This is a genomic window from Aliiglaciecola litoralis (assembly GCF_039523355.1).
Taxonomy (GTDB): domain Bacteria; phylum Pseudomonadota; class Gammaproteobacteria; order Enterobacterales; family Alteromonadaceae; genus Aliiglaciecola; species Aliiglaciecola litoralis.
In genome coordinates this window covers 578,902-603,354 of the sequence record NZ_BAAAFD010000002.1, presented here as the reverse complement: position 1 = coordinate 603,354, position 24,453 = coordinate 578,902, and the positions used below count along the sequence as shown (strand labels likewise).

Here is a 24,453-nt window from a genome sequence, read left to right as displayed (position 1 = left end):
ACATGGTGAGAGTTTAACAGAAATACTTGAGTAAAACACTCAAGTAATGACCTTCTGTTATGAAATTTTAAAATAATTAATGCATACTAAGTTGCTAGGCCGGTATGGACACTGATCTTTTGTATTCTGATGACCATTTAGTTAAAAACGACAGAAAAGAGCCCTTTATGAATTCAATGCGAGTCCGCTTAATAGCGATATTGTTATTTACCCATGTCAACGTGTTTGCCATGTCAGACTTAGATTACCTACCTCAAAGCATTCAATATGATCCTGCCATACCTAAGCCAGCAGAAGTGTTAGGTAGTCCTGTTGGGACTTGGCATGTGCGTCATGACCAGTTGGTAGAGTATATGCGCGTTCTTGCGCAACATTCTGACCGGGTGACCATCAAAGAAACCGGCCGTACTCATGAAAACCGACCTTTGCTGCTGTTAACCATTACGTCACCGCAAAACCAAGCGAATATAGCGAGCATTCAACAACGTCATTTAGACACGATTTCTTCGGGTAAAACACCTGATCCCAGCGAGCCTCTTGTTTTGTGGATGGGCTACAGTGTGCATGGTGATGAGCCATCAGGCGCCAATGCATCTTTGTTAGTTGCGTATTATCTTGCCGCAGGTCAAGGGCCTGAAATTGATCAACTGCTCAATGATAATGTGGTACTTCTGGACCCATCCGTAAACCCTGACGGTCTATCACGTTTTGCTCAGTGGGCTAATATGCACAAAAGCCAGAATTTGGTGGCTGACCCCAACAATCGCGAACATCGACAACGCTGGCCCAGTGGTCGAGTCAATCATTACTGGTTTGATTTAAACCGAGATTGGTTATTGTTAACCCATCCAGAGTCACGCGCTAGGATCAAAGAATTTCACCAGTGGCGTCCACATGTGTTAACCGACTTCCACGAAATGGGACCTAACAGCACTTACTTTTTTCAGCCCGGTATTCCATCACGTAAAAATCCATGGACGCCCGACCAAAACGTGAAATTGACCGAAGCCTTAGGTGATTTCCATGCTGCGGCCTTGGATAAGTCCAAACAGCTTTATTTCACTCAAGAAGCCTTTGATGATTTCTATTATGGTAAGGGCTCTACCTACCCTGATGCTCATGGCAGTATCGGTATCCTGTTTGAGCAAGCTAGTAGTCGCGGTCACTTGCAAGAGACCATCAACGGCTCATTGGCTTTTTCCAGCACTATCCAAAATCAAGTGACGACTTCCCTTTCGACTTTTGCTGGCGCGTTAAACAACAAAAAAGCGTTGTTGGACTACCAAGCGCAGTTCGTCAATGAAACTCAAGATTTGCTTAAGAACGATGATGAACGCGGTTATTTGCTCAGCGAAAGCAGTGATATTGGAAAATTCAATCAGCTCAAACGCATTCTTCAACAGCACCAAATTAGATTCTACAAGCTCAACAAAGATGCCAAGGTAGATGATGTAACTTATGCTGCGGTAGACACTATCTTTGTGCCCCTTGAGCAACCTCAATATCGCCTAATCAAATCACTGTTTTCTACGCGTAAACGGTTTACCGACAATACCTTTTACGATGTGTCTAACTGGAACCTGCCACTGTCATTTAATATTGCATATTCTGCTGTGAGCAAAAGCAATATGCGTCGCCTATCAGTATCGGATCAGCCTGCGACGTTAGGGCAGCCACAAATCCCTGAGTTAGACAGCAGCGCGTATGCTTATGGTTTTGCTTGGCAAGACTATTATTCGCCTAAATTTTTGCAGCGCTTGCTAGAAAATGACGTGCAAGCGCGTATTGCACAAAGTGCCTTTTCAGCGACAACTAATAGCGGCACCATCAGCTTCGCAGCAGGCTCTATTGTGATCCCTACCGCACTTGAGCAACCGGATAATCTGCTGAGTATTATTGCCGATTTGTCGCAACAACTGTCTGTTCCGGTATGGTCAATTAAAAGTGGTTTAACCCGACAGGGGATCGACTTGGGCAGCTCAAAAATGGAGCCTGTGACACTACCCAAAGTGATGATTGTTGGTGGACTAGGTACGTCGCAATATGAAGCGGGTGAAACTTGGCACTATTTGGACAATCATGTCGGCATGCCAGTTTCCATTATTGACCTTGACCGACTCGGCAACACTAACTTGGATGACTATACCCACATGATATGGGTAAGTGGTCGTTACAATCAGGTTTCAGAGTCTACCGCGGATAAAATCGACGCTTGGGTGAAAGAAGGGGGAGTGTTAATCGGTCAGCAGTCAGCTACCAAGTGGTTTGCAAAGCAAGAATGGCTCAAAGCCAACTTTATGAAGCAATCCGAAGTCACAGGCGCGTTCAGTGCCAAAGGCTTAGTGTTCGCTGACAAAGAAGCGTTTGATGCCAAACAGCGAATTGCTGGCGCCGCATTTGCGACCAAATTAGATGTCAGCCACCCTCTGGCATATGGATTTACGCGCGAGTTGTTACCGGTATTTAGGAACAGTGATGATGTTTTGCTGATGCCTGAAAAGCCCTTTATCACAGTAGCCCAATATACTGAGAAACCATTGATGGCAGGTTACACCTCGGATGAATTAGAAGATCTCATTGCTGACTCTGCCGCTATCGTAGCGCACCGGTTGGGCAAAGGGCGCGTGATTGGTTTTGTAAATAATCCCAACTTCCGTGGCTATTGGTACGGTACTAGTCGATTGATGAGTAACGCCATATTCATGGCAGGCTTTATCGATTCTGAGGGGTAACACACATTGCCCAAGCGTCTATCCGCATGGTCGGGTAGGCGCCGCTTAGGCAATCTACTGCGGCACTGAGTGTCGCGCCTGTGGTAATCACATCATCGAATAAAGCCACATGTCGATAAACAATCTTGCTTTTTAACTCGAAGGCATTTTTCACGTTGCGGATCCGTTGGGTTGCGTTTAATTGGGTTTGTGCTTGGGTCTTTTTGCGCCTCGTTAACGCATCGGCCAGACAGTCAATATCTAAGCGTTTAGCGATGTGCTTGGCAATCACGACGGTTTGGTTAAATTGCCGTTCAACTAATCGGTTTAGGTGCAATGGTATGGGGATGATCGCCTGCGGAATCGCCTCATCGGGCAAACTGTTAGCACAGAATAATTCAGCCAATGCTTTACCATTATAGGCTTTGTGAGCAAATTTCAAATCAGAAATAAGTTGGGAAATGGGCCATTGATAATCACCAATCGCAATTAATCGCTCAAATTCTGCGGTTTTAAGCTCTCGGGCAATACGAATGTGGTTAAGTAAATTGAAATCGTATTGGTGCAAATTGAATGGCTCAATGTCATTACTGCATACTGGGCAGAGCAGCTCCTGACTGACTTGTTTACATAAGATACAGTCTTGATCTAAAGCTAACTTCGATAGCCATCCTTTGCTACTATTCCAATTCATAAATCCTTCTGTACGTATTGTAAAGGTCAAGAAAATCCCATGACGACATCATTATTTACTGAGTCCCGAGGCCAAGGCCCTCATCTTGTGTTGTTGCACGGTTGGGGATTAAACAGTGGCGTTTGGGAGTCCATTATTGAGCAACTAGAAGATCATTTTCGCATTACCTTTATCGATTTACCTGGTTACGGCCGCAATGCCAGTGTGCTGCCTTCACACTACGACCTCGACAGTATTACCAGTATGGTTGCCGAATGCCTACCAAACAAGTGCAGTTTATTAGGATGGTCGATGGGCGGACTCGTTGCCCAGAAGATTGCCTGCGAACATGCAACCAATATTGAAAAGTTGGTCTTGTTAGCCACCTCCCCTAAATTTAGCCAAGACGAAGATTGGCCAGGGATTAAGCCAAATGTGCTGAACACCTTCGAGCAACAGCTTGAGCATAATTACACCAAAACCCTTGATCGCTTTATGGCTATCCAAGCATTAGGCTCGGCGACGGCAAAGCAAGATATCAAATTCATTAGGGACTTTATTCAGCATTATCCTATGCCAGACGCTGAAGCATTGCGCGCTGGATTGCGTATCTTAGCCGACACCGATTTACGCACTAGGATCAGTGAAATTCAATGCGAAACGCATCGATGGTATGGGCGACTCGATAGTTTAGTGCCGGTAAAAGCTACGAACTCCATTGCGACCTTGCAACCCAATAGTCAAACGCACATATTTGCCCATGCGTCACATGCACCATTTATTTCTCACCCAGAGGAGTTTATTGCTCAGCTACTAAGTCTATTTTCCACAGACATCAAGGTCTAGCGCTATGCAATAACGTAAAAGCTAACTTCCTTTTTTTACTTAAATGGGTTATTATTTGAGCAGGTAATGGGGGTTATCAATGTCATTTAGTGTAGCTAATAATGTGAATTCAGCGATTATATCGGGTACGCTCGGACTTAATCGTGCCCAAACGGGTATCACCCAAGCGTCGTTAAATATTGCGCAACGTAATGCCCAAGCGCAATCCCCTACTGATGTGCTAGCAAACGCGGCAGTGCAACAAATCGGTCAAACGAAACAGCTCCTCCCCCAAGGCGGTGATAGCCTCACCAATAATTTATTGTCACTGCAAATTAACAGTTTCAATGCACAAGCCTCAGGCAAAGTGCTTGAAGTGGCCAGCGGCACGGTAGGCCGTATCATCGATGAGCTAGTATAGGTTTGTCATGAATATCGTCACCCCAATCCCAACCGCTGTTCTGTTTCCAACCGCGAATATCCCAACCGAAGCGGCACGGCGAGAAAACGTGCAACGAGAAACCATTCCACAAACCGGTGGCAATGAAAACTCTGCTGCCGAAAGTGGTGTGGGCTCTGAGTCAGATCGGGTCAAAACACCAGGCCAACAGCCACAGCTCACATATGAGCGTCCCCAATCCCAACAAAATGCTCAGAATACACCAGACCAAGGTGACCTATTAAATCAGGACAATGCTGAAGATCCCAGTGCAGGTAAAGAAAATGCTGAAAGTGAACAGCAGCGCCAGCAACAGGAACTCGCTGAGAAAAAAGAGATCGAAGAGCTAAAATCTCGAGATCAAGAAGTGCGTTCTCATGAACAGGCACATGCTGCTGTGGGCGGTCAGTATGCTGGTTCCCCGTCTTACGAATTCGAAAGTGGTCCCGATGGTAAACAATATGCAGTAGGCGGCGAAGTACCCATCGATATCTCTGAAGAAAAGACGCCAGAAGAGACCATCCGTAAAATGCAACAAGTGCGTGCCGCTGCTTTAGCTCCCGCTGATCCCTCGCCGCAAGATTTACGTGTTGCCAGTGAAGCAACTAAATTAGCCACTGAAGCGCGATCTGATGTAGCCCGTGAGAAAATCGAACAAGTCAAAGAGGCAATTGCAGATAATATTGATCAGCAATTAGGGGCTCGTTCAATTCAACAAAGTACCGGGCAAGAACAATCAAATGATCCCACGATTAAAGCCCGTAACGACGTTATTGGCGAAGTGCCTAGTTTGGATGAAATCGTCGATGGTTTTAATGCCGAACCACCCATACGCACACTTGATAATTCCGATGCGCTAGATATTGATGCTCAAGAATCGGCACAACAATTCGCCACGCTGCGTGAAAACCGAGATAGTGGCATTCAACGTCGCATTTCCGTGATCGAAAACTTCTATCAAAATATATCCGCACCGCGCTCGCAAGGTATTCAACAAAGCGCTTAGCTCGTTTGACGATGTAGCACAGTTCAATAGCTCAGAATCGTAGGGTTGGATAGCGTTAATTAGGGGCTATAACGGGTTAATTAACTTAAGTGTTAAAGGACTATCAAATTTTAAAAAGGAGAGTAGAATCCGACCGTCTTATTTTTTACCTTAACAATTATGGCAATTGGATTTCACCAACAAAACGAAAAGACCTTACTAAAGCTTTCATTATATATGGCTGGATTGTTTGTGTTTGTTGCATTTGGTTTTGCACTAACCACGCAATCAGGCGCAATATTATTTGATGGCGTCTATTCGCTTATCGCATTCTTTATGGCCCTATTAACGCTTAAAGTGGCGAATCTTGTACAACTGCCTGATGACGATAGATTTCACTTCGGCTACACGGCAATTGAACCAACGTTAAACCTGTTTAAATCACTCATCATCATAGTGACTTGTTTGTACGCGATTGTTGGATCTATTCAGAGCCTCTTTGCGGGTGGTAATGCCGCTGAATATGATTTAGCAATGCTTTACGGCGTGTTCGCAACTATTGGATGTTTCGCTATTTCTTTTTATATGAAGAATCGCAGCAAATCACTACGTTCTGATTTGGTTAGTGTTGACGCTCATACGTGGTTCATTGACGGTGTATTGAGTGCGTCAATATTGATTGGATTTGTCATTGCTTATTGCTTTGAACAATACGGATTTGCAGACTACGCTCCTTATGTTGATCCACTTTTACTGGTTATATTGGGCCTCGCTATCCTACCCATTCCATGCAAAATCATGTTAGACAGTCTTAAAGAGGTGATTCATAAAGCGCCACCGGAAGCGGTGACCTCGGTGATCGAGAAAAGGCTGAAACAAACCTTAGCGGCGGTTCCATATGAACATATAGAAGTGCGGATTAGCAAAAGTGGCAGGGATACCTATTTATTAGTGCATATTATTGTAGATGAATCGTTTAGCGTGGCAACCGTACGCGAACTCGATAGCATTCGTAAAAAATCTGAAGCGGCCATGCGCGAATGGAATCCGTCGATCATAATGGACATATTATTTATTTGCGATCCTGAATTGGCTGACTAATGGTCGGTATTTTTTGAATTTTATAAGCCAGACAAGTCTGTAAGAGCACCTAATCAAGCACTTGATAGGTGTCTAAATTGTCAGCCCAGATAACTCCCTGAACGTTCGCTATCCCATGTTAGTTCAGGTTAACTCATATTTTTGATAACAGGCGCCATTTTGGGGTTAACCAACCAAGACGCCTGACCTATCCTTGAGCGAGCTTTTTTCGTTGTGTTTCCTTGAACTGGCCCACTTCTTTGCTCGAAATTGAGCTCGCTTACTTTTTCTTTGCTTTAGCAAAGGCATCCGCAAACGCATTTCCCATCGCCGCATTGCCTGACTGGTTGCGAGCTGATGGATTGCGCGAACGATCAGGTTTGCGCGTTTTACTCTGTTTAGCGGACGGTTTAGCAGGCTCTGACTTTCGTTGGGCCGAAGAGCTAGGGGATTCGTCTAACCTCATCGTAAAGGCGATACGTTTACGCGATTCGTCTACTTCTAACACCTTTACTTTAACAATGTCACCTGCTTTGACCACTTCTCTGGGGTCCGAAATGAATTTATTAGTCATCGCCGAAATGTGCACTAAGCCATCTTGATGTACGCCAACGTCGACAAAGGCGCCAAAGTTAGCCACGTTACTCACGACGCCTTCTAAGATCATGCCAGGAACCAAATCGGAGATCTTTTCGACGCCATCTTTAAAGGTTGCCGTTTTAAACTCTGGACGAGGATCCCGTCCTGGCTTTTCTAATTCTTTAATGATGTCAGTGACGGTGGGGAGACCAAACTCTTGGTTAGTATAATCATTGGGATTGAGCGCTTTCAATACTTCCACGTTGCCGATTAAGTCGTTGACTGCGCAAGCGGTGGTGTCGACGATAGCGTTCACGACCGGATAGGCCTCTGGGTGAACCGCAGATTTATCCAACGGATTCGCACCATTTACAATGCGTAAAAATCCGGCGGCCTGCTCAAAGGCTTTAGGGCCTAAGCGCTCTACCTTTAACAGTTCTTGACGTTGTTTGAAGGCACCATGTTGGTCTCTAAACATCACAATGTTCTGCGCCAACGTGCGATTAAGTCCGGATACATGGGACAACAGCGCCGCTGAGGCGGTATTCAGGTCAACCCCTACTGCGTTTACACAATCCTCAATGACGCGCTCTAACGACTTACCCAAATGACTTTGGCTAACGTCATGTTGATATTGCCCCACTCCAATGGCTTTGGGCTCTATCTTGACCAGCTCGGCAAGTGGATCCTGTAGTCGTCTGGCAATCGACACGGCGCCACGCAGTGACACATCCATGTCGGGAAATTCTTTGGAAGCTAATTCCGAAGCAGAGTAAACAGACGCCCCAGCTTCGCTAACCACGATTTTCTTAAGTCCAAGCTCGGGGTTCGCTTTCATTAGCTCCGCCACCAACTTATCTGTTTCACGGGAGCCTGTGCCATTTCCTATGCTGACGAGCTGCACCTTGTGCTGCTTACACAGTTGCAATAGGGTGCGTTGGGCTTTATCCCACAAATTTTGAGGGGCATGAGGAAAAATCGTGTTGGTAGAAAGTACTTTACCGGTGGTGTCTACAATCGCAACCTTAACGCCTGTGCGTAACCCCGGATCTAGACCCATAGTCACTTTCGCACCGGCTGGCGCCGCCATCAGCAAATCATTTAGGTTGCGGGCAAATACCTCAATGGCTTCGGTCTCTGCTTTTTCTCGTACCGTACCAAATATTTCGGTTTCCATGTGCAAATGAATTTTAACTTTCCAGGTCCACTGAACGGTAGACGCTAGCCACGCATCCCCTGCTTTTCCGGAAAAGCGTAGATTGAGATGTTCAGCGATGATTTGTTCACAATGGGAGCTCCTAACGCCTTCTTCACTGTTCGGATCTGCGTCTAAGTTGACTTGTAAAATCCCCTCATTTCGTCCGCGGAACATCGCTAGCGCGCGATGAGAGGGGATAGCGCTGACTTTTTCGCTGTGAGAAAAGTAGTCACTGTATTTCGCGCCTTCCTTTTCTTTACCTTTTTGCACAGTGCTGCGGATGTGAGCGTTCTTCAGTAAATAACGACGGATCTTTTGTAACAAGGTGGCGTCTTCAGCAAAACGCTCCATTAAAATGAACTTGGCACCTTCTAATGCAGCCTTTTCATCCGCAATCCCGTTTGCATCGTCGATATAGGCTTGTGCCGCTTGTTCGGGTACTAAATCTTGATTACCAAACAATGCATCTGCCAGCGGTTCAAGACCGGCTTCAATCGCAATTTGGCCTTTGGTGCGACGCTTGGGTTTATAAGGTAAATATAAATCTTCAAGCTCGGTTTTGTTTTCTGCCGAAGTGATTTGAGCTTTAAGTTGATCGGTGAGTTTGCCTTGGTCATCAATTGACTTGAGGATCACACCCATGCGTTCTTGCATTTCTCGCAAATAACCGAGTCGTTGTTCCAATGCTCTTAACTGAATATCGTCTAAGCCATCAGTGGCTTCTTTACGATAACGCGCAATAAAAGGAACGGTAGCACCGCCGTCAAGAAGAGTGACCGCGGCTTGAATTTGGTGTTGCCCAACCTGTAATTCGTCGGCAATTTTTTTGATGATCATAATCGACCTTAGATAGGGCTACTGAGTGCAAAACGTGGACGCTTTACCTCAAGCCATTAAATTTTCAGGCGCAACTTTACCAGTGTGTTGCGCGTTTAAAAACACTTATGCTGGTTATTTTTCATATTCGATAGATTTTATCAACCAAACAAAATGTCCCGCTTCTGTGCGCACTTCCGCTTCATCATCGACTTGCTTTTTGAGTAGCGCGCGGGCCATCGGAGAATCAATCGAAATGCAATCTTTACGGGTAAAAATTTCATCATAGCCAACAATTTGTATCCGTAGGGTTTTACCTTGTTCATTTTCGATTTCTACCCATGCACCAAAAAACACATAGCCATCTTGTTCGGGTGAATAATCGACGACTTTGAGATTTTCGATGCTTTTACTTAAGTATCGTATGCGCCTGTCGATCTCGCGCAAGCGTTTCTTATTGTACTGGTAGTCGGCATTTTCACTTCGGTCTCCCAAGCTCGCAGCCCAAGTCACTTTTTTGGTGGTTTCTGGACGATCAACGCGCCATAGGTGATCGAGTTCCTGTTGCAATTGGCGGAAACCTTTGCGGGTGATCAACGGGGTTCTCAATCAAAAATCCTCACTTGACAGAAAGTTGCCATACGTAACAAATAGTTACCTGTAAATTGCCAACGCATAGCTCAATTCCCTTCTAATTATTCATTATAAACGCTAATTTATTAGTCGAAATTGTTCCAAAAAACAGCACATTTATGTGGGCATAATGGTGAACTTTCAACTAACCTTAAAGACAGTTAAGCGACAACATGATGCAACCATATTTTTGTATTCAAGTCGTTTAAAAAGCGCGCTGTAATTGGCATTGCTGTCGACTTATTACAGTGTATTCAGATCCAACGTTTCAAAATCGAGGTTACATTTTAACATTAATTTTCGAGGCAAGAACGTCTGTTTCAGGCATCCCGTTCGGGGTGTAGAAACTATCTACAATCTGGCAGCTACTTAACCCGGAGTTTATCTGGGCCTTAAGGTCGAAAACAAAGACCAATATGAGTGTAGGACTAGGTTCAGCATGGAAACAGCTGAGTAAGCTAAAAAAGAAGCCGGAGACATTATTGGTCTCCGGCTTTTCATTTGGTGCGCTTAGGCGACGATTAATTAGTCGCTGGCTTATTCATGATTTCCAATAATTCAACTTCAAAAATCAAGGTTGAATTAGGCGTGATTTTGCCAGTAGCACGTGATCCGTAGGCCAAGTCAGATGGGATATAAAACTTGAATTTTGAACCAACACTCATTAATTGAACACCTTCTGTCCAACCCTTGATCACGCGATTAAGAGGGAAAACAGCAGGTTCGTTGCGAGAATATGATGAATCAAATTCTGTCCCATCCAGTAACGTGCCGCGGTAGTGTACTTTTACCGTATCTTGAGCGACTGGTTTATCACCTTCTGTAGCAACAAGCACTTCATACTGTAAACCAGACTCAGTTACGATCACATTCTCTTTCTTAGCGTTTTCGGCCAACCAAGCCTTACCTTTTTCAACGTTCAACTCAGCTTTAGCCGCTTCAGCTTGCTTCATGACTTTGTCCAAGTCATTGTTTAAGGTTTGAATAGTGGCAAGGTCAAATTGTGCTTCACCGCGCATTGCCGCATTGAAGCCTTTTAGGATCATATCCTTGTCTAGCTCAACGTTGATTTCGGTTTGTTCTTGAATTCGTTGCTCAACAAAGCTACCGACACTGGCACCAAAAGCATAAGCTTGTTTCTGTTGCTCATTTTCAAAGGTAATTTCTTCAACTTTCATTGGATCTGCACTTTGTTGCTGACAAGCACTTAAACCAAATACAGAAGCGACCACAAAAGCAATAGCTGCCTTTTTCATTATATTTCTCCAAAACGTAAATAAATCAATAAGTTTGCTACGAGACAGAAACAAATTGTGATTAGATATAGTGATTTTAAGCGCTTATACTAATGGAAGTGGCTAAATAAACAAACCCCAGTTTCAGCAAATCAATCTACAAAACAAGGGTAATCCAATAAAACCATGAATAAGCCCAATATTATTGTTTCATTTATGCTGTTGAGTCTTTTGTCCGCTTGCAGTGGCACTGTCAGTAAACCTGAAAAAACCCTGCGACTTGCGGTGGAAGGTGCCTATATGGCCGATATCTCCGCAGATCGTTCATTGGCGGTTATTTCCACCTCTCAAGAGGGTATTTTGGTGTGGGATATGAAAACCGAGCAACAGCGTTATAAGTGGAGCCATGAAGAAGAAGGCGAGGCTAATAGCAATACGGTTGGGCTGGTGCATATTGCTGCAGATAACTCTCATGTGGTGACGGCTGACAGGGAGGCGTTTGCGTTGTGGGACTTATCAAATGGAGAGCCCGTGGGCTTTTGGCGAATTGACGAGGCCAGTGTACGAGACATCGCGGTGTCAAATGGTGGCCGAGGCATCTTAGTCGGTAGAGGAAACGGGAAAGTCATGTTTTTTGAACCGCAAACGGGTCGCCGATTAGAATTCTTAGGCCATCAGGAAAAAATAAACAGCGTGGATCTTTCGCCCAATGGCTACTACGCACTAACGGGCAGCAATGATTATATTGCCTATTTATGGGATACTCGCAGCGGTCAGGTGATTCATCGATTTACTCATACCAGTCGCGTTACTAAAGTTGCGTTGGATGATGAAGGGCGATTTGCATTTACTGCAGACAGTAAACGCGGGGCACGAATTTGGGATTTGCAAACAGGTGAAGAAATCAGTCAACTGAGTTATATACAACGACAAAAAATCTTCAGCTCAGCGACTTTCTCCGATGATGGCCAATATTTAATAACAGGTTCGCCTGGCCGAGCATTGAATCTATGGTCGGTACAAACCGGCAGTGAAGTGCAAGAGTGGCGGGTATCACCCAAAGTCGGCACGCAGCCGCAAAGCGCGATTATTTACGCGGCAAGTTTTATCCAAGACAATCAAATAATGACCGTGAGCAGTAGCGGTTTAGCAGAATACTGGAAATACTAATAAGCATGACAGGACTTACCCAGATGAACGAAGATCTTCAAAGTCAAATAGCCAGTTTAGAGACTCAAGTCGCGTTTCAAGAAGATACTATTGAACAGTTGAATCAGGCGCTCGCGGACCAACAGTTACAAATCGATAAAATCAGCTTTCAGCTTAAGCAGATGGTCAATAAGGTGAAGCAGCTAGAACCGTCAAATTTGGCCGATGCGTCAGAAGAAGCGCCACCACCACACTATTGAGGATCAATCTGAGTCACTGGTGTGTTGATTTAACGAAGCGGACTAATCAGGCTTAAACACGCCAATCACACTTTCATTTTGACGCTTGGCTTGGTCGATTTTTTCTTCGGTCTGCACTTCGTGATAATCACATTGGACACACTCTAATTTTTCAATATTATTTTCGAAGAATAACATGATGGTGTCCATCGCTTTACATTTAGGGCAGATGGCTCCGGCGACGAAGCGTTTTTTAGTCTTTTTATTCATTGTTTCTCGCTAAATAGTGATATGCGCCTTATCAAATAGAGATAACGGCGGGCTCGGTGATATACTACGCCAATTATGCGATTTTTGATTAGTAAAGTTGTCCAATGATCCAAATTTCTGACTTAACACTGTTACGCGGTACTAAAGTACTGTTAGATAAAGCCTCTGCGACTATATACCCAGGCCATAAAGTGGGCCTGATTGGCGCGAATGGCTGTGGTAAGTCGAGTTTGTTTGCGCTGCTTAGAGGTGAGCTTCATCAAGATGCGGGTGAATGTCAATTGCCTAAGCAATGGCAAATTGTCTCGGTCGCGCAAGAAACACCGGCCTCAAACCGCAGCGCCGTTGACTATGTGATCGATGGCGACTTAGGCTATCGACGACTAGAGCAACAACTTGCCATCGCCGAACAAAACCACGATGGTGAGCAGATCGCATTGCTGCATGGTCAACTTGAACATGCCGGAGCTTACGACATGGAGTCGCGCGCGGCAACCATTCTGGCCGGATTAGGTTTTAGCCACGACAAAATGCAATCTCCGGTGACCGATTTCTCGGGTGGTTGGCGCATGCGTCTTAACCTAGCTCAGGCATTGTTGTGTCATTCTGATCTACTGCTGCTGGATGAGCCCACTAACCACTTAGACTTAGATGCGGTTATCTGGTTAGAGCGCTGGTTGGCTCGATACACAGGTACCTTGGTACTTATTTCTCACGATAAGTCTTTTTTAGATAGCACAGTAGATGAAATAGTCAGTGTTGAACAACAACAATTAGTCAGCTACACCGGTAACTACGCAGCCTTTGAAAAGCAGCGGGCTGAGCGCTTACGCCTTCAAGACCTGGAGTATCAAAAGCAACAGGCTAAAGTTGCCCATTTAGAGTCATTCATCAATAGATTCAAAGCTAAAGCCAGCAAAGCCAAGCAAGCACAAAGCCGGATCAAGCAATTGGAAAAAATGGAAGATTTACTGCCGGCCCATGCTGATTCACAATTTTCGTTCGAATTTTTCCAGCCGCCAAAATTGCCTAATCCACTGGTAAAAATGGAGCAAGTAAGGGTCGGGTACGGCGAACAGGTGATCATCGACAGTTTGCACTTAAATTTAGTACCTGGCAGTCGAATCGGTTTATTGGGTCGCAACGGTGCGGGTAAGTCTACCCTGATTAAATTGCTAGCCAATGAAAAGACCCCGATGAGTGGCGATTATATGACCTCGGCGGGCTTGCGCATCGGGTATTTCGCGCAGCACCAATTGGAATTTCTAAGGCCTGATGATTCTGCCATTGACCACCTTTACCGCTTAGACAAAAAAGCCACCGAACAAAGCTTACGTGACTATTTAGGCGGCTTTGGATTCCATGGCGAGCAGGCACTTGGCAAGGTCGCACCTATGTCCGGTGGTGAAAAAGCACGTTTGGTGCTGGCGCTACTGGTATATCAAAAACCTAACTTGTTACTGCTCGATGAACCAACCAACCATTTAGACTTAGACATGCGTCATGCGCTTAATCTGGCATTACAAAGCTTTGAAGGTGCGATGGTGATTGTGTCCCATGACCGCTTTTTATTGTCTTCGGTGTGTGATGATTTTTATCTGGTCGATGCGGGGCGTGTTGAGCCTTTTTCTGGTGATCTCGACGACTATCGAGATTGGTTGCTTAATGATGCTAAGAACAGCAAAATAAATGCCCAAAATGACGCCTCCAGCGCTGAACAGGGGGCGGCACCTAAACTAGATCGCAAGCACCAGAAACGCTTGGAAGCAGAGTTTCGACAGTCAACCGGCCCTTTACGAAAACAGATTGAGTCGTCAGAGAAACACATGCAGCGATTGACTCAGTCGTTGGCAAAAATTGATGCCGAGCTGGCTGACCCCGAAATCTACACTGAGCAGAATAAATCGAAAATGAAGCAGTTGCTGGTGGATCAGGGTAAAGTGAAAAGCGAATTGGAAGAAATTGAAATGCAATGGTTAGATGCTCAGGAACAACTTGAAACAAAGCAACAGGAATTCGAACAACAACATGCTTTCGAGTGAGGATTTTTGGCACTATTCAATCCGCGTTTACAGTGAAGATGCGGTTAAACAGCTGTGCTTGAGATTACAGGACGAAGCACAACTTAACGTAAACTTACTGCTGTTATGTGGATACTTAGACAATAGCGGCGTGTATTTAAGTGCGGAACACTTTAATAAATTACAGTTTGCCATTAAGGACTTAGACGCACTAACACAGAGTGTGCGAGCGCAGCGCAAAGCCGCTAAAGAGGTTGATCAAAATCGTTATCAGCAATTGCTTGAACATGAGTTACAGTATGAGCAACAACAACAACAATTGCTGATAGAGACGGTGCAAGGATTAAAAATTCAGCGCCACAAACAGAGCAATTTCGATGTCTACTATCATTGTTTACACCACAAAGGTGATCCAAACCTGCAAAAATTACTAACAACATTGCAGCTACTTATTACGGATGAGAAAATTTACATAGATGACTGACAAGCCCGCACATTTAAGCAGTGGTAAAGCCGCTGCTAAAGGTCGAATCAAGTTCAGCGATTTTGCGCCGCCGCTGTGGGCGCGAAACCGCCATATACAAACTTTATGGCCTCGCTTTATCCAGCGCCGGCAACCGTTAAAGGTTAGAAGCGAGCGCTTAACGCTACCTGACACTGACTTTGTTAATTTAGTCTGGGGACAACCTGAAAAAGTTGCCCAAGCTAAAGGCTTGGCCGTGGTATTCCACGGACTCGAAGGATCGGTGAAATCTCATTACGCCAATGATCTTATGGCACAACTGCAGGGGCAGGGTTGGCAAACCGTGCTAATGCATTTTCGCGGTTGTGGTGGCGAAGCCAATAGCACCGCTCGAGCCTATCATTCCGGTGAAACCAAAGATGCCAGTTATTTTTTAGAATGGCTAGACAACAAATTTCCTCAGCTACCTAAAGTCGCTATTGGATTTTCCTTGGGAGCGAATATGCTACTCAAATTGTTAGGTGAAAACCCCTCACAACGATTTTTAAAAGCGGCCGTCGCCATCTCTGCTCCACTAAAACTCGATGAATGCGCCAAAAGTATTGGCCGTGGGTTCTCGCGGGTGTATCAGAACTATTTGCTTAAAAGCATGGTATCTACCCTACGCACCAAAATGCGCACCATTGACTATCAGGGATTGCTGGCAATTAAAGATCAACAAGTGGCTAATCTACAGAGTTTCCGAGAGTTTGACGAACATGTAACCGCCCCACTGCATGGTTTTGCCAATGCCGATGATTATTATCAAAAATGCAGCGCAATTGGATTTTTGAAAAGCATAGACACACCCACCTTGATCTTGCATTCAGTCGACGATCCTTTTATGAATGAAGCCGTCATACCCGAAGAGCATGACTTGTCTGACAAAGTAGAATTCGAATTAAGTCGCTCCGGTGGCCATGTTGGATTCATGCAGGGCACTCCATGGAATCCTCGGATCTGGTTTCATCAGCGAGTGAGTGACTTTATCTCTCCTTATGCAGCCCCGGTAGCAAAAGCTGAATGATAATCCCTATCTCAGAAATCCCCCAAGACACGCTAAACAACCTTGTAGAGTCCTTTGTTTTACGAGAAGGAACAGACTATGGTGAGCTGGAATACACGCTTTCCGAAAAGGTTGAGCACGTAATGAGGCAACTGCAAAGTGGTGAAGTACTGATTCAGTATTCAGAACTTCATGAGACCATCAACATTGTCCGCAAAGACCAACTTTAAAAAATCGGGTTGTATCTTTTTAATTCATCCTTATCCTTGTCTACAATAATTCTGCTGATTGGTACTCACTGTCGAATTAGGTACACTCTAATTACTTTGGTAGGACGACTTAGCTAAATTAAGGAATATATGATCAAGATTCTTGCTTACTATTGTGTTTTGTTAACCACGTTGTTGGGTACAGCACATGCTGAAAGTACTCAGTTACCCGCAAAAATCACTATAGCTACAGACGAGTGGTGCCCTTATATTTGCGATGTGACCAGTGACAAGCCGGGTTACTTGGTTGAGGTTTCTAAACGTGTATTTCGCAAACTAGGGACTGAGCCTGTGTTTTACCCATTGGGATGGCAAAAATCTGTCGACCTTGTTGAAAAGAGTCAAGCCCAAGCAATTATTGCCGCTAGCATTACTAATCATGGTAAAACTATTTTAAGCAAAGAATTAATAGCGATTGATAGGACCGTATTGGTCGTTCGTAAAGATCAATTATTCGACAACGATCAAGTGTTCAACACGTTAGAAAGTTTGATCCTAGGGGTAATCGCGAATTATACCTATGACTTAAATGGACCGCTTGACCAGTACATTGCCAAAAGAAAGTCCAAAAATGACCGCCTCGTTATATTAAATCACTACGCTTCGGTGAAAGCCTTATTAGTGATGTTGAATCGAGGCAGTATCGATGTGTTTCCAGAAAATTACTTCGTAGCCCATTATATGGCGTCGTCAATGGGGGTTATGGATAAGGTTAATATGCACAGTATTGACCGTCACGATCATTTGTATATGGCTTTTTCGCCGGATGAATTAGGCCATACGCTGCGCGACGCATTCGATCGAGAAGTTCGATTGCTCAAAGACTCAGGGGCATTAACGTCTATCATGCTAAGTTACGGCATAGAGGAACACCTAACAAGCCATTCTGATGCGCCCAAGTTACAAACCCACAAAGAGTAACTAACCTGAACGCTGTAATTAAAGTAGCTTAAGATCATCAAGTTGCATCTTGATTGGGCAAGTAGCAGCGCATCTATTCATTGAAATAAAAGCGGCGAATTGACTATTCGTCATTCTTGTCACCTTGCCTGAACAACTCAAAAAATATTCAATCCGGCCCTATGTTTCATCAACCACAGGTTTTTCTGGGGAAGGTCCCAAAATCACTGCCACAGGTTTTATTGTATTGATCGATGGCGTTATTAATCTTATTACACAAGGCAACATCTGGGCTGCCACTGGCAACCGATTGATTATATAAATTTTCATCTGTTTGCATCCGAAGCATGTCTCGGGTGCAACGATTACCGTGAGCGACTGCATTCGCGGAATACCATCCGGACAACAACGCGGCTAATGCAGCGGCGGCTAGAGCGAGGAGAATGGCGGCAATCAGGGTAATTCCTTTTTGCTTCGGGAGAGTTTGCATAGTCTGTTCCTCAGGTTAGTTTATCCTTAGTAGCAACAACTCCTATACATCACCTTCTTCTTATAGACCTTTTGGGCAGAAAACGCGAATAAAAATAGTAAGGCTAACAATTAAGCGGAACTGAATTGATAGCGTCTTCAGCCCGCCCCCTTCTTTATTTACTGAAGACCACTGAAAAATATACGGGCACTGTGAAGCCAATACTTTTCAGGCCCGCTATTTCTTTGAGTACGCCTAGGCCTGACACCAACCCGTGTTTGGGGGCTTGGATCATGATTGGTTTGATTGTGGTTGCCACTAGGCGGCCATCTTTGTCTTTCGTGACTCTCACTTGAACTGGATAGTCAGCGGTCACGTTTTTGATAGTGATCTTGGTATCCAATGAGATTGAGCGCGTTTCCCCTGCTGCCATGGAAAGCACGGCTTTAGGCACCTGGGCAACGAGTTTGGCACTGGGGCTGGTATTGACCTCAAACAAATGCTCTTGCATACGTTCATTACGAATAGGGATGTTGGTTTCAACGGATTTTAATTCAACAGTTACCTCAAGACGGCCAGAATCATCTAATGAGCCGGAGAATTGGGTAAAACTGTGACTTTCGGTAATATGTTGATTTTTAGTCGACATAAAATTGAGGGTTGAAAGCTGATTTTCCAATGACCAACCCGCATAGCTAGCAGTGCTATAGGTTATCGATAACAGTGAAACTAATAATAGACTGATAGTTCTCATTTTTTCTTTCCTATTTCCGCTTTGACGACATCGGTCCAATTGATTTGCTTGTCACCCATGACAATAAAATCTGGATTTTCAGTACTGTTACGTTGGTTGTAGGTAAGAGGTGCAAAATCCACTGACAAAATTTTACCGCCGGCTTCTTCCACTATGCATTGTGAAGCGCCTGTGTCCCATTCACCCGTCACGCCAATGCGCAGGAATACATCTGCTTTACCTTCGGCAATAAAGCAGGCTTTTAGTGAGCAACTGCCAAGCGGAAGCGTTTGATAAGTGCGTTCACTGCTCATCCGTGACATGACTTTTTCTCTTGATTGTCGGCGACTAATTGCGATGACAACAACATCCTCAGCAGGCTCATCAAACTCTCTAACGAAGATTTGTTTACTTTCAAGTGGACTTGATTTAAAGGCTCCATGGCCTTTTGATGCGTAATACAGGGTTTCACCTGGAGGCCAATAGATCACGCCTAGTACAGGTTCATTGTTTTCAATCAGCGCAATATTGACGGCATAATCGCCACTTCTGGCGATAAACTCCTGAGTGCCATCGATAGGATCAATGAGCCAATAACGTTGCCAATGTTGTCGGTCTGCTAAAGTACCGTTGTTTGACTCTTCAGACATGATAGGTATGTCTGGAGTTTGCTCGTGTAACAGCGCCAGAATAATTTCATTGGCTTTGTAGTCTGCTGAGGTGACTGGAGACTCATCTTCTTTTTCATAGGACTTGAAGTCGCCGCTATCATAAATACGCAACACTTCTTTACCCGCTTTTATTGCGGCATCTTTGGCAATTTCTAGCAACGCTTGACGGGGATCCTCTGGCATCAGTTTTCCTCAGATATGGTTTGCTTATGTAAGTGTTTCTGCACTAAGAATAGCGCAGCGATACATCGTGCTTCAATAAAATCGTCTCTGGCTAATAACGCATCAATATTGTGGATTGACCATTCAATGACTTCCAGAGGTTCAGGTTCGTCACCTTCAAGTCGGCAGGGATACAACCCATCTGCCAGTATAATATTCATTTGTGCGTCAAAAAACGTCGGTGCCATGCTGACTTTGTGTATTTCGGTGAGCGATTTTGCACCATAGCCCGCTTCTTCTTTGAGTTCCCTATCTGCGGCCTGCAATGGCGTTTCGCCCGGATCAATCAACCCTTTAGGAAACCCAATTTGGTAGGAATGTGTGCCCGCAGCGTATTCACGAATGAGTAAAAAAGTCTCCGGGTTGATGAAAGGCACTATCATCACCGCTCCCCTTCCTGAGCCAGCCATGCGTTCAAATTGTCGTGTAGCACCGTTGGAAAATTCTAAATCGACCCGCTCAACTCGGAATAATCCGCTTTTGGCAACGATTTCTCGTTGATGAATTTGTGGAAGTGGTTTGTCGGGGTCTATTTTATTCATTAACCTATCACGTTAAACTGATACTGCTGAATTGCTCTCTACTTTAACCTAAGGATCACTCACTTGCCAATGTTGCCCTGGACTCAAATTAACACTGTTTTGCTCGACATGGATGGAACTCTGCTGGACTTGCATTTTGATAACCACTTTTGGATGGAAGTCGTGCCGCAAAAAATTGCCCAAAACCGTGGTATTTCTTTGCACCAAGCCAAAGAATATATTCATCAGGAATATCAAAAAGTGATGGGGACGATTAATTGGTATTGCTTGGACTATTGGGCCGATCGGCTCGATATGAACATCATGGAAGCCAAGCGCGAGATTGAGCATTTGATAAGTATACGCCCCGACACGTTGCCTTTTTTAGACGCACTGCACAAAAGTGGCCGAGAAGTGGTGTTAGTCACCAATGCTCACCCTGATAGTTTGTCTTTGAAAGTAGAGCACACGAAATTGGATAGCCACATAGATACCTTGATCTCGACCCATGAATTTGGCGTAACTAAGGAGTCGCAACTATTGTGGCAACGCTTACATAAGCGTTTGGGATTTGATCCCAAGACAACTCTGTTTGTCGATGACAGTGTGAATATTTTGCAGTCTGCACAGGATTTTGGCATTCAGCATCTACTGGCGGTGAGTAATCCGGACAGTCAGGAAGAAATACGTCAAATTGACGCATTCCCTGCAGTGCATGATTATCGGGTGTTACTCAACGATATTATTGAACAACCCTTTAATTCTTAGCGACCAAATGAACCTGGCTAGAGTTTAATGTTGTAGAAGCCATCGGCGTCAGGACGACCAAAGAAATTAGCCGCATCTTTAACTTGTTTAGGTAAAGAGTCATCGGGCTTGAAGCGGCCATTTACTGACACAGCCAAGTTCATTGGTACGCGAGCATCGGCACTTAGGTTAAAAATATTGGGTGGTTTAATTCGCACCAGTATGTCATTTTCGATGCAGCTTAGATCTGCATCAAAGTTGCCAAGCTCCAATGGCTCCCCTAAGCCTTCAATTCCGGCATTCAACCATTGTCCTTTGCCTTCAAGGGTTACACATGCTTGATGATAATCTAACTCCTTAATTTGTATTTTGAATCGACCGCCGGCATCAACAGTAACAGGTAAGGTTACCTGTGCGATAACCATGTTGGCGGGTACGTAAATGTTTAGATCCGAGGCTCGAATATGGGTTGGATCGAATAGGCTGATCGTGACTGGGCCTTGCACCGAAACTTTATCACTGGCTCGCAGATTGCCGCCCTTGATATCCAAGGTGACATTGCCGACCAACAGTGACCAGAAGGAGGTTTTCCATGATACTCGTTCTATGGCAACATTATTGACGATCAGCAAACTGGCGGTGGCATTCCAAATAGTGCCGCGTACATCGCTGATAACCACTTCGTTTGAGTGATTAATTCGATGAACGACCTGACTAGCTGGCAGCTTTACAATTAAGAAAACCAGATAGGCCAGCAACCCCAAAAGACTCCATTTAACGATTCGACTCATGACTTCCCTAACTGTAAACTTCTGACTTTGACCATACCGGGCGCATTTGCTTCAGCAAGATCGACGTTAATAATACGAATGCCTTGGTTTTCCATATTTTGCAACCAACTTACTACATCGTTAAAGGGCGCTTGGTCTACCCACACCTTCAATTCTTCGCCTTGGGGCTGCATGCGGGAAATGGTGATATTGATGCGGCTTGCGGTTTGATTTACAGCTTGCGGTAGCGAGCCAGCAAAGCGCGTTGCTGTGTCTGAGCCTGTGCGCAATTGCACTGCACGATTGGCGTTTTTCTGGATCCATGCCAAGTCGGCTTGTTTGGAAGTAACAAGATTGCGCTGCTTTTCCAATGCCGAGTTCATCGGTGACCACAGAACATAATAAAATAGGAAAATAACCACTAAGGCGCCCGAGATAGAGACCAGCAGCTTTTCACGATCACTGAGTTGATTGAATTTTTCTAGTAGGTCATTCATGTTAACTCCTGATCGACAATGAACCAATCACTTGGTCGTCTTTACTGTTTATCGCACCTTGTTGCACTTCGAAGCCTTTTTCTTCGGCTAAGCGTTTGAACAATTCTAACTGTTCAAACTTGCTAGCTACAGCCTGCATCCGTAATTCTGAGCGAGTGCTGTCAAAGCGAATGGTCTGAGGTTTCACATCGCTGCTTGCAAAGGCATCGGCTAATTGTGACATGACCGCCAACATCGACACACTTCCACCGCCATTTTCCAGTTTGGCCATGTTAGTTTCCATTACTCGCCTGATGTTGATCGGTCTTCTTAGATCCGGGAAGGCGCGCTTAAACTCAGCGTGCATTTGTGCGGTTAATTCGTCACTTTGTTGCTCAAGACGATTCAGCTCGATGTTTTTATCCACTAAGGTTACTAATAAAGCGACTACAGCTAGCACCGCCGCTACCCGCCACTGCCGCCATTTTCCGGTGCTACGGGTATTCGGTTTATACACGCCCTGCAATAAATTGAATTGGCTTTTTAGTGCGCCTGTCGCGAGCAACTGCATGGGCATATCGAGCGGTTGATCTTCGGCGGTAACATTGGCCAAGGCGGCAATATTTTCACCACTGTAATTGGCTATTTTCAATGGCACGGTTTGTTGCTTGGCAAAATGCTCAATAGCCGGTAACACCCAGCTCATGTCGCCTTGTAATCCTTGCCACTGATCTTGTCGAACAATGGCTTGTTGGCCTAAGGTCACCAAACTCCAGGTATCTTCTTGATAAGGCAGGGCTAAAATATCGGGTAACATTTTATCGCAATACAAATTGGCAGCTTGGATTGCGCTTAACCAATCTTGCATCTTGTTGTGATTAACCACAGCGACGGCTTGTTGTTCTGCTTGTCTGTCTCCTAATGCGAAGAAGTGGTCGCCGATATCTGAGCTTAAATCTTCTTCTAACATAAAAGGGATGGCACTGAGTACTTTACGCGACGCTTTGGCTGGCAAGGTGACCCATTTAAGCAAAAAATCACAACCAGGCACCAAGGCCGTGATTGGACGTTGCCCAGCACGTTGAGACAAAGAAGATAGTTGCTCTGCGTTTTCTAAAACGCCTGAGGCAATAATCTCTTGTTCATGGCCAGACCATACCAACCAATGCACGGGGTCATTGGTAGTTGATCCTAACCGGATAACAAGATTTTCCATTAAAGCTTTCCTCCGAACTCACGCCTAATCACAGTCACTTTCTGCTTGTCTTGTACTTTAAATAGCGAGGACATGGCAAACGATGCGTTATTGTAGCGGGTCTTGGTGTGTAATAAAAAGTATTCTGTTTTAACATCGAACCAGGATTGTTGAACCGCGTTTAGCGGATAATTGCTAAACAGGGTTTCCGATAAGAAATCTTGAATATTCTCATATCCGCTGGGTCTGCGATTACTGATCAAGGTTTGGATCTCAGCCACTGACGCACCAGTAAGGGCAGCCAGCACCGGCGCTTGCTCTTCAACAACCGTGTTGACGTTAATTTTAAGTTCGTTGAGTTTTGGGATCACGCATATCTGCGGCAATAACTGGTTTACCCATTGGGCTTGAACACCATTGACTAACCGAAACTCTGATTTACTGACCATATTAGCATTGGCAGCCAAATACGGATTTACTAGCGCCGCATAATCGGCATCCTCAGCACCACTTTGGCTGAGGTTATCATCACTGTCCAACCAATCTATCAATGAATCACGCACCACTTCAACGCTGTAGTTGTCCAACTCTGGGACCGCATTTTGTAGTAGGCGCGCAAAGGCGATGGCTTCTTCGGGGGCCGCACCTAACTCAGGTTGTGTTCTAGTCACGGGTTGTGGCTTATTTTGGTTTTGTTGACCGTTAGCATCTGTGGGGGACGTTGGTGTACCTGTATTGGGACTGCTATCAGAATCCTCACTGCTATTGACTGCGTTGACCGCATTGAGATTGAAACAGGTTTGCATATCGAGTAATTGTGCCTGAATTCCGCCGCCTTCCAGTGGAAAGGTGAATTCTTGCGACCAGTCACCCTCTAAAGAGATCACATTCTCATTTTTTTGCAGCAGCGCGAGAATCGACTTTTGCGCAAACTGTTCGGCACCCATGGCGTACCAATAGGCTTGATTGTTGTCTTTGATATTACTGGCACGGGTGACTTGTAGTTGTAATCGCGATGCCATATCGGCAGTAATGATCACTACCAGTGCGACTAGCATCAGCACCACAATTAATGCAACGCCAGATTGTTTATGTAGTGCTTTTGGTTGAGTCGGCATA

The 24,453-nt window shown here is 44.9% G+C and carries 26 protein-coding genes; 13 read left to right on the top strand and 13 right to left on the bottom strand.

From position 1 onward, the window contains the following. Positions 1–167 precede the first annotated feature (167 nt). Positions 168–2,732, top strand: a complete 2,565-nt coding sequence (locus ABD036_RS06400; protein ID WP_343857707.1) for a M14 metallopeptidase family protein — start codon at positions 168–170, stop codon at positions 2,730–2,732. Here ABD036_RS06400 and ABD036_RS06395 read toward each other — a convergent pair. Beyond that, positions 2,713–3,405, bottom strand: coding sequence for a ComF family protein (locus ABD036_RS06395; protein ID WP_343857705.1), 693 nt, complete (start codon positions 3,403–3,405; stop codon positions 2,713–2,715). The genes ABD036_RS06400 and ABD036_RS06395 overlap by 20 nt on opposite strands. 39 nt (positions 3,406–3,444) lie before the next feature. Between ABD036_RS06395 and bioH the strand changes: the two genes are divergently transcribed. The 4 genes from bioH (at position 3,445) to ABD036_RS06375 (ending at position 6,734) form a co-directional block, all read left to right on the top strand. Next, the gene (gene bioH, locus ABD036_RS06390) at positions 3,445–4,230 is read left to right on the top strand and encodes a pimeloyl-ACP methyl ester esterase BioH (protein WP_343857703.1); all 786 of its coding nucleotides are present in this window, start codon (positions 3,445–3,447) and stop codon (positions 4,228–4,230) included. Between the two features lie 79 nt (positions 4,231–4,309). Then, positions 4,310–4,630 carry a hypothetical protein gene (locus ABD036_RS06385; protein ID WP_343857701.1) on the top strand — a complete coding sequence of 107 codons (321 nt, stop codon included), beginning with the start codon at positions 4,310–4,312 and terminating at the stop codon, positions 4,628–4,630. A 7-nt stretch (positions 4,631–4,637) separates the two neighbouring features. Continuing rightward, positions 4,638–5,654 (top strand): putative metalloprotease CJM1_0395 family protein, encoded by a 1,017-nt coding sequence (locus ABD036_RS06380; RefSeq protein WP_343857700.1) that lies wholly within the window; start codon positions 4,638–4,640, stop codon positions 5,652–5,654. A 159-nt stretch (positions 5,655–5,813) separates the two neighbouring features. Beyond that, entirely contained in the window at positions 5,814–6,734 is a 921-nt protein-coding gene (locus tag ABD036_RS06375) for a cation diffusion facilitator family transporter (protein ID WP_343857698.1), read from the top strand. Between the two features lie 259 nt (positions 6,735–6,993). Here the strand turns inward: ABD036_RS06375 and ABD036_RS06370 are convergent, their stop codons facing one another. The 3 genes from ABD036_RS06370 to bamJ all read right to left on the bottom strand — a co-directional run bounded on the left by ABD036_RS06370 (position 6,994) and on the right by bamJ (position 11,195). Continuing rightward, the gene (locus tag ABD036_RS06370) at positions 6,994–9,327 is read right to left on the bottom strand and encodes a Tex family protein (protein WP_343857696.1); all 2,334 of its coding nucleotides are present in this window, start codon (positions 9,325–9,327) and stop codon (positions 6,994–6,996) included. A gap of 114 nt (positions 9,328–9,441) precedes the next feature. Beyond that, positions 9,442–9,915, bottom strand: a complete 474-nt coding sequence (gene greB, locus ABD036_RS06365) for a transcription elongation factor GreB (RefSeq protein WP_343857695.1) — start codon at positions 9,913–9,915, stop codon at positions 9,442–9,444. Positions 9,916–10,460: 545 nt separating this feature from the next. Then, complete coding sequence (gene bamJ / locus ABD036_RS06360) at positions 10,461–11,195, bottom strand: BamJ family beta-barrel-assembly machinery protein (protein WP_343857693.1); 735 nt, start codon at positions 11,193–11,195, stop codon at positions 10,461–10,463. A 165-nt stretch (positions 11,196–11,360) separates the two neighbouring features. On the opposite strand from bamJ, the gene ABD036_RS06355 reads away from it, so the two are divergent. Beyond that, positions 11,361–12,344, top strand: coding sequence for a WD40 repeat domain-containing protein (locus ABD036_RS06355; RefSeq protein WP_343857691.1), 984 nt, complete (start codon positions 11,361–11,363; stop codon positions 12,342–12,344). A 23-nt stretch (positions 12,345–12,367) separates the two neighbouring features. Next, a complete protein-coding gene (locus ABD036_RS06350) occupies positions 12,368–12,583 on the top strand; it encodes a SlyX family protein (protein WP_343857689.1) in 216 nt (71 codons plus the stop codon). 42 nt (positions 12,584–12,625) lie between these two features. On the opposite strand, the gene ABD036_RS06345 is transcribed toward ABD036_RS06350, so the two are convergent. Next, the gene (locus tag ABD036_RS06345; RefSeq protein WP_343857686.1) at positions 12,626–12,832 is read right to left on the bottom strand and encodes a YheV family putative zinc ribbon protein; all 207 of its coding nucleotides are present in this window, start codon (positions 12,830–12,832) and stop codon (positions 12,626–12,628) included. Between the two features lie 104 nt (positions 12,833–12,936). Here ABD036_RS06345 and ABD036_RS06340 point away from each other — a divergent pair, with 104 nt between their 5' ends. The 5 genes from ABD036_RS06340 (at position 12,937) to ABD036_RS06320 (ending at position 17,551) form a co-directional block, all read left to right on the top strand. Next, entirely contained in the window at positions 12,937–14,874 is a 1,938-nt protein-coding gene (locus ABD036_RS06340; protein ID WP_343857685.1) for an ABC transporter ATP-binding protein, read from the top strand. Beyond that, positions 14,861–15,337, top strand: a complete 477-nt coding sequence (locus ABD036_RS06335; RefSeq protein ID WP_343857683.1) for a TIGR02444 family protein — start codon at positions 14,861–14,863, stop codon at positions 15,335–15,337. Before ABD036_RS06340 ends, ABD036_RS06335 begins: the two co-directional genes overlap by 14 nt. Then, positions 15,330–16,382, top strand: coding sequence for a hydrolase (locus ABD036_RS06330; protein WP_343857680.1), 1,053 nt, complete (start codon positions 15,330–15,332; stop codon positions 16,380–16,382). The genes ABD036_RS06335 and ABD036_RS06330 overlap by 8 nt, the downstream gene beginning before the upstream one ends. Continuing rightward, entirely contained in the window at positions 16,379–16,591 is a 213-nt protein-coding gene (locus ABD036_RS06325) for a YheU family protein (protein WP_343857678.1), read from the top strand. The genes ABD036_RS06330 and ABD036_RS06325 overlap by 4 nt, the downstream gene beginning before the upstream one ends. A gap of 129 nt (positions 16,592–16,720) precedes the next feature. After that, entirely contained in the window at positions 16,721–17,551 is an 831-nt protein-coding gene (locus ABD036_RS06320) for a substrate-binding periplasmic protein (RefSeq protein ID WP_343857677.1), read from the top strand. Positions 17,552–17,720: 169 nt separating this feature from the next. On the opposite strand, the gene ABD036_RS06315 is transcribed toward ABD036_RS06320, so the two are convergent. The 4 genes from ABD036_RS06315 to nudE all read right to left on the bottom strand — a co-directional run bounded on the left by ABD036_RS06315 (position 17,721) and on the right by nudE (position 20,167). Then, complete coding sequence (locus tag ABD036_RS06315; RefSeq protein WP_343857675.1) at positions 17,721–18,020, bottom strand: hypothetical protein; 300 nt, start codon at positions 18,018–18,020, stop codon at positions 17,721–17,723. Positions 18,021–18,174: 154 nt separating this feature from the next. Beyond that, positions 18,175–18,753: a YceI family protein gene (locus tag ABD036_RS06310; RefSeq protein ID WP_343857673.1), complete on the bottom strand. Its 579-nt coding sequence runs from the start codon at positions 18,751–18,753 to the stop codon at positions 18,175–18,177. Continuing rightward, complete coding sequence (cysQ, locus tag ABD036_RS06305; protein WP_343857670.1) at positions 18,750–19,586, bottom strand: 3'(2'),5'-bisphosphate nucleotidase CysQ; 837 nt, start codon at positions 19,584–19,586, stop codon at positions 18,750–18,752. The genes ABD036_RS06310 and cysQ overlap by 4 nt, the downstream gene beginning before the upstream one ends. Then, a complete protein-coding gene (gene nudE / locus ABD036_RS06300; protein ID WP_343857668.1) occupies positions 19,586–20,167 on the bottom strand; it encodes an ADP compounds hydrolase NudE in 582 nt (193 codons plus the stop codon). Before nudE ends, cysQ begins: the two co-directional genes overlap by 1 nt. A 63-nt stretch (positions 20,168–20,230) precedes the next feature. Between nudE and yrfG the strand changes: the two genes are divergently transcribed. Further along, positions 20,231–20,914, top strand: coding sequence for a GMP/IMP nucleotidase (gene yrfG / locus ABD036_RS06295; protein WP_343857667.1), 684 nt, complete (start codon positions 20,231–20,233; stop codon positions 20,912–20,914). Positions 20,915–20,931: 17 nt separating this feature from the next. Here the strand turns inward: yrfG and ABD036_RS06290 are convergent, their stop codons facing one another. The 4 genes from ABD036_RS06290 to gspK are packed head-to-tail and all read right to left on the bottom strand — an operon-like array spanning position 20,932 to position 24,452. Then, a complete protein-coding gene (locus tag ABD036_RS06290; protein WP_343857666.1) occupies positions 20,932–21,684 on the bottom strand; it encodes a type II secretion system protein N in 753 nt (250 codons plus the stop codon). Continuing rightward, positions 21,681–22,160 (bottom strand): type II secretion system protein GspM, encoded by a 480-nt coding sequence (gspM, locus tag ABD036_RS06285; protein ID WP_343857664.1) that lies wholly within the window; start codon positions 22,158–22,160, stop codon positions 21,681–21,683. The genes ABD036_RS06290 and gspM overlap by 4 nt, the downstream gene beginning before the upstream one ends. Position 22,161: 1 nt before the next feature. Continuing rightward, positions 22,162–23,355 (bottom strand): type II secretion system protein GspL, encoded by a 1,194-nt coding sequence (gene gspL, locus ABD036_RS06280; RefSeq protein WP_343857662.1) that lies wholly within the window; start codon positions 23,353–23,355, stop codon positions 22,162–22,164. Continuing rightward, on the bottom strand, positions 23,355–24,452 hold the full coding sequence (gene gspK / locus ABD036_RS06275) for a type II secretion system minor pseudopilin GspK (RefSeq protein WP_343857660.1): 1,098 nt from the start codon (positions 24,450–24,452) through the stop codon (positions 23,355–23,357). Before gspK ends, gspL begins: the two co-directional genes overlap by 1 nt. Position 24,453 lies beyond the last annotated feature (1 nt).

Excerpts from the sequence above, each read along its gene's own strand:
- nudE (WP_343857668.1), bottom strand. The coding sequence starts at position 20,167 with ATGAATAAAATAGACCCCGACAAACCACTTCCACAAATTCATCAACGA.
- ABD036_RS06350 (WP_343857689.1), top strand. The coding sequence starts at position 12,368 with ATGAACGAAGATCTTCAAAGTCAAATAGCCAGTTTAGAGACTCAAGTC.
- ABD036_RS06315 (WP_343857675.1), bottom strand. The coding sequence starts at position 18,020 with ATGCAAACTCTCCCGAAGCAAAAAGGAATTACCCTGATTGCCGCCATT.
- ABD036_RS06355 (WP_343857691.1), top strand. The coding sequence starts at position 11,361 with ATGAATAAGCCCAATATTATTGTTTCATTTATGCTGTTGAGTCTTTTG.
- bamJ (WP_343857693.1), bottom strand. The coding sequence starts at position 11,195 with ATGAAAAAGGCAGCTATTGCTTTTGTGGTCGCTTCTGTATTTGGTTTA.
- gspL (WP_343857662.1), bottom strand. The coding sequence starts at position 23,355 with ATGGAAAATCTTGTTATCCGGTTAGGATCAACTACCAATGACCCCGTG.
- ABD036_RS06395 (WP_343857705.1), bottom strand. The coding sequence starts at position 3,405 with ATGAATTGGAATAGTAGCAAAGGATGGCTATCGAAGTTAGCTTTAGAT.
- cysQ (WP_343857670.1), bottom strand. The coding sequence starts at position 19,586 with ATGCCAGAGGATCCCCGTCAAGCGTTGCTAGAAATTGCCAAAGATGCC.
- ABD036_RS06290 (WP_343857666.1), bottom strand. The coding sequence starts at position 21,684 with ATGAGTCGAATCGTTAAATGGAGTCTTTTGGGGTTGCTGGCCTATCTG.
- ABD036_RS06320 (WP_343857677.1), top strand. The coding sequence starts at position 16,721 with ATGATCAAGATTCTTGCTTACTATTGTGTTTTGTTAACCACGTTGTTG.
- ABD036_RS06370 (WP_343857696.1), bottom strand. The coding sequence starts at position 9,327 with ATGATCATCAAAAAAATTGCCGACGAATTACAGGTTGGGCAACACCAA.
- ABD036_RS06385 (WP_343857701.1), top strand. The coding sequence starts at position 4,310 with ATGTCATTTAGTGTAGCTAATAATGTGAATTCAGCGATTATATCGGGT.
- gspM (WP_343857664.1), bottom strand. The coding sequence starts at position 22,160 with ATGAATGACCTACTAGAAAAATTCAATCAACTCAGTGATCGTGAAAAG.
- ABD036_RS06400 (WP_343857707.1), top strand. The coding sequence starts at position 168 with ATGAATTCAATGCGAGTCCGCTTAATAGCGATATTGTTATTTACCCAT.
- ABD036_RS06380 (WP_343857700.1), top strand. The coding sequence starts at position 4,638 with ATGAATATCGTCACCCCAATCCCAACCGCTGTTCTGTTTCCAACCGCG.
- ABD036_RS06335 (WP_343857683.1), top strand. The coding sequence starts at position 14,861 with ATGCTTTCGAGTGAGGATTTTTGGCACTATTCAATCCGCGTTTACAGT.
- ABD036_RS06330 (WP_343857680.1), top strand. The coding sequence starts at position 15,330 with ATGACTGACAAGCCCGCACATTTAAGCAGTGGTAAAGCCGCTGCTAAA.
- bioH (WP_343857703.1), top strand. The coding sequence starts at position 3,445 with ATGACGACATCATTATTTACTGAGTCCCGAGGCCAAGGCCCTCATCTT.
- ABD036_RS06310 (WP_343857673.1), bottom strand. The coding sequence starts at position 18,753 with ATGAGAACTATCAGTCTATTATTAGTTTCACTGTTATCGATAACCTAT.
- ABD036_RS06325 (WP_343857678.1), top strand. The coding sequence starts at position 16,379 with ATGATAATCCCTATCTCAGAAATCCCCCAAGACACGCTAAACAACCTT.
- ABD036_RS06340 (WP_343857685.1), top strand. The coding sequence starts at position 12,937 with ATGATCCAAATTTCTGACTTAACACTGTTACGCGGTACTAAAGTACTG.
- gspK (WP_343857660.1), bottom strand. The coding sequence starts at position 24,452 with ATGCCGACTCAACCAAAAGCACTACATAAACAATCTGGCGTTGCATTA.
- ABD036_RS06375 (WP_343857698.1), top strand. The coding sequence starts at position 5,814 with ATGGCAATTGGATTTCACCAACAAAACGAAAAGACCTTACTAAAGCTT.
- ABD036_RS06345 (WP_343857686.1), bottom strand. The coding sequence starts at position 12,832 with ATGAATAAAAAGACTAAAAAACGCTTCGTCGCCGGAGCCATCTGCCCT.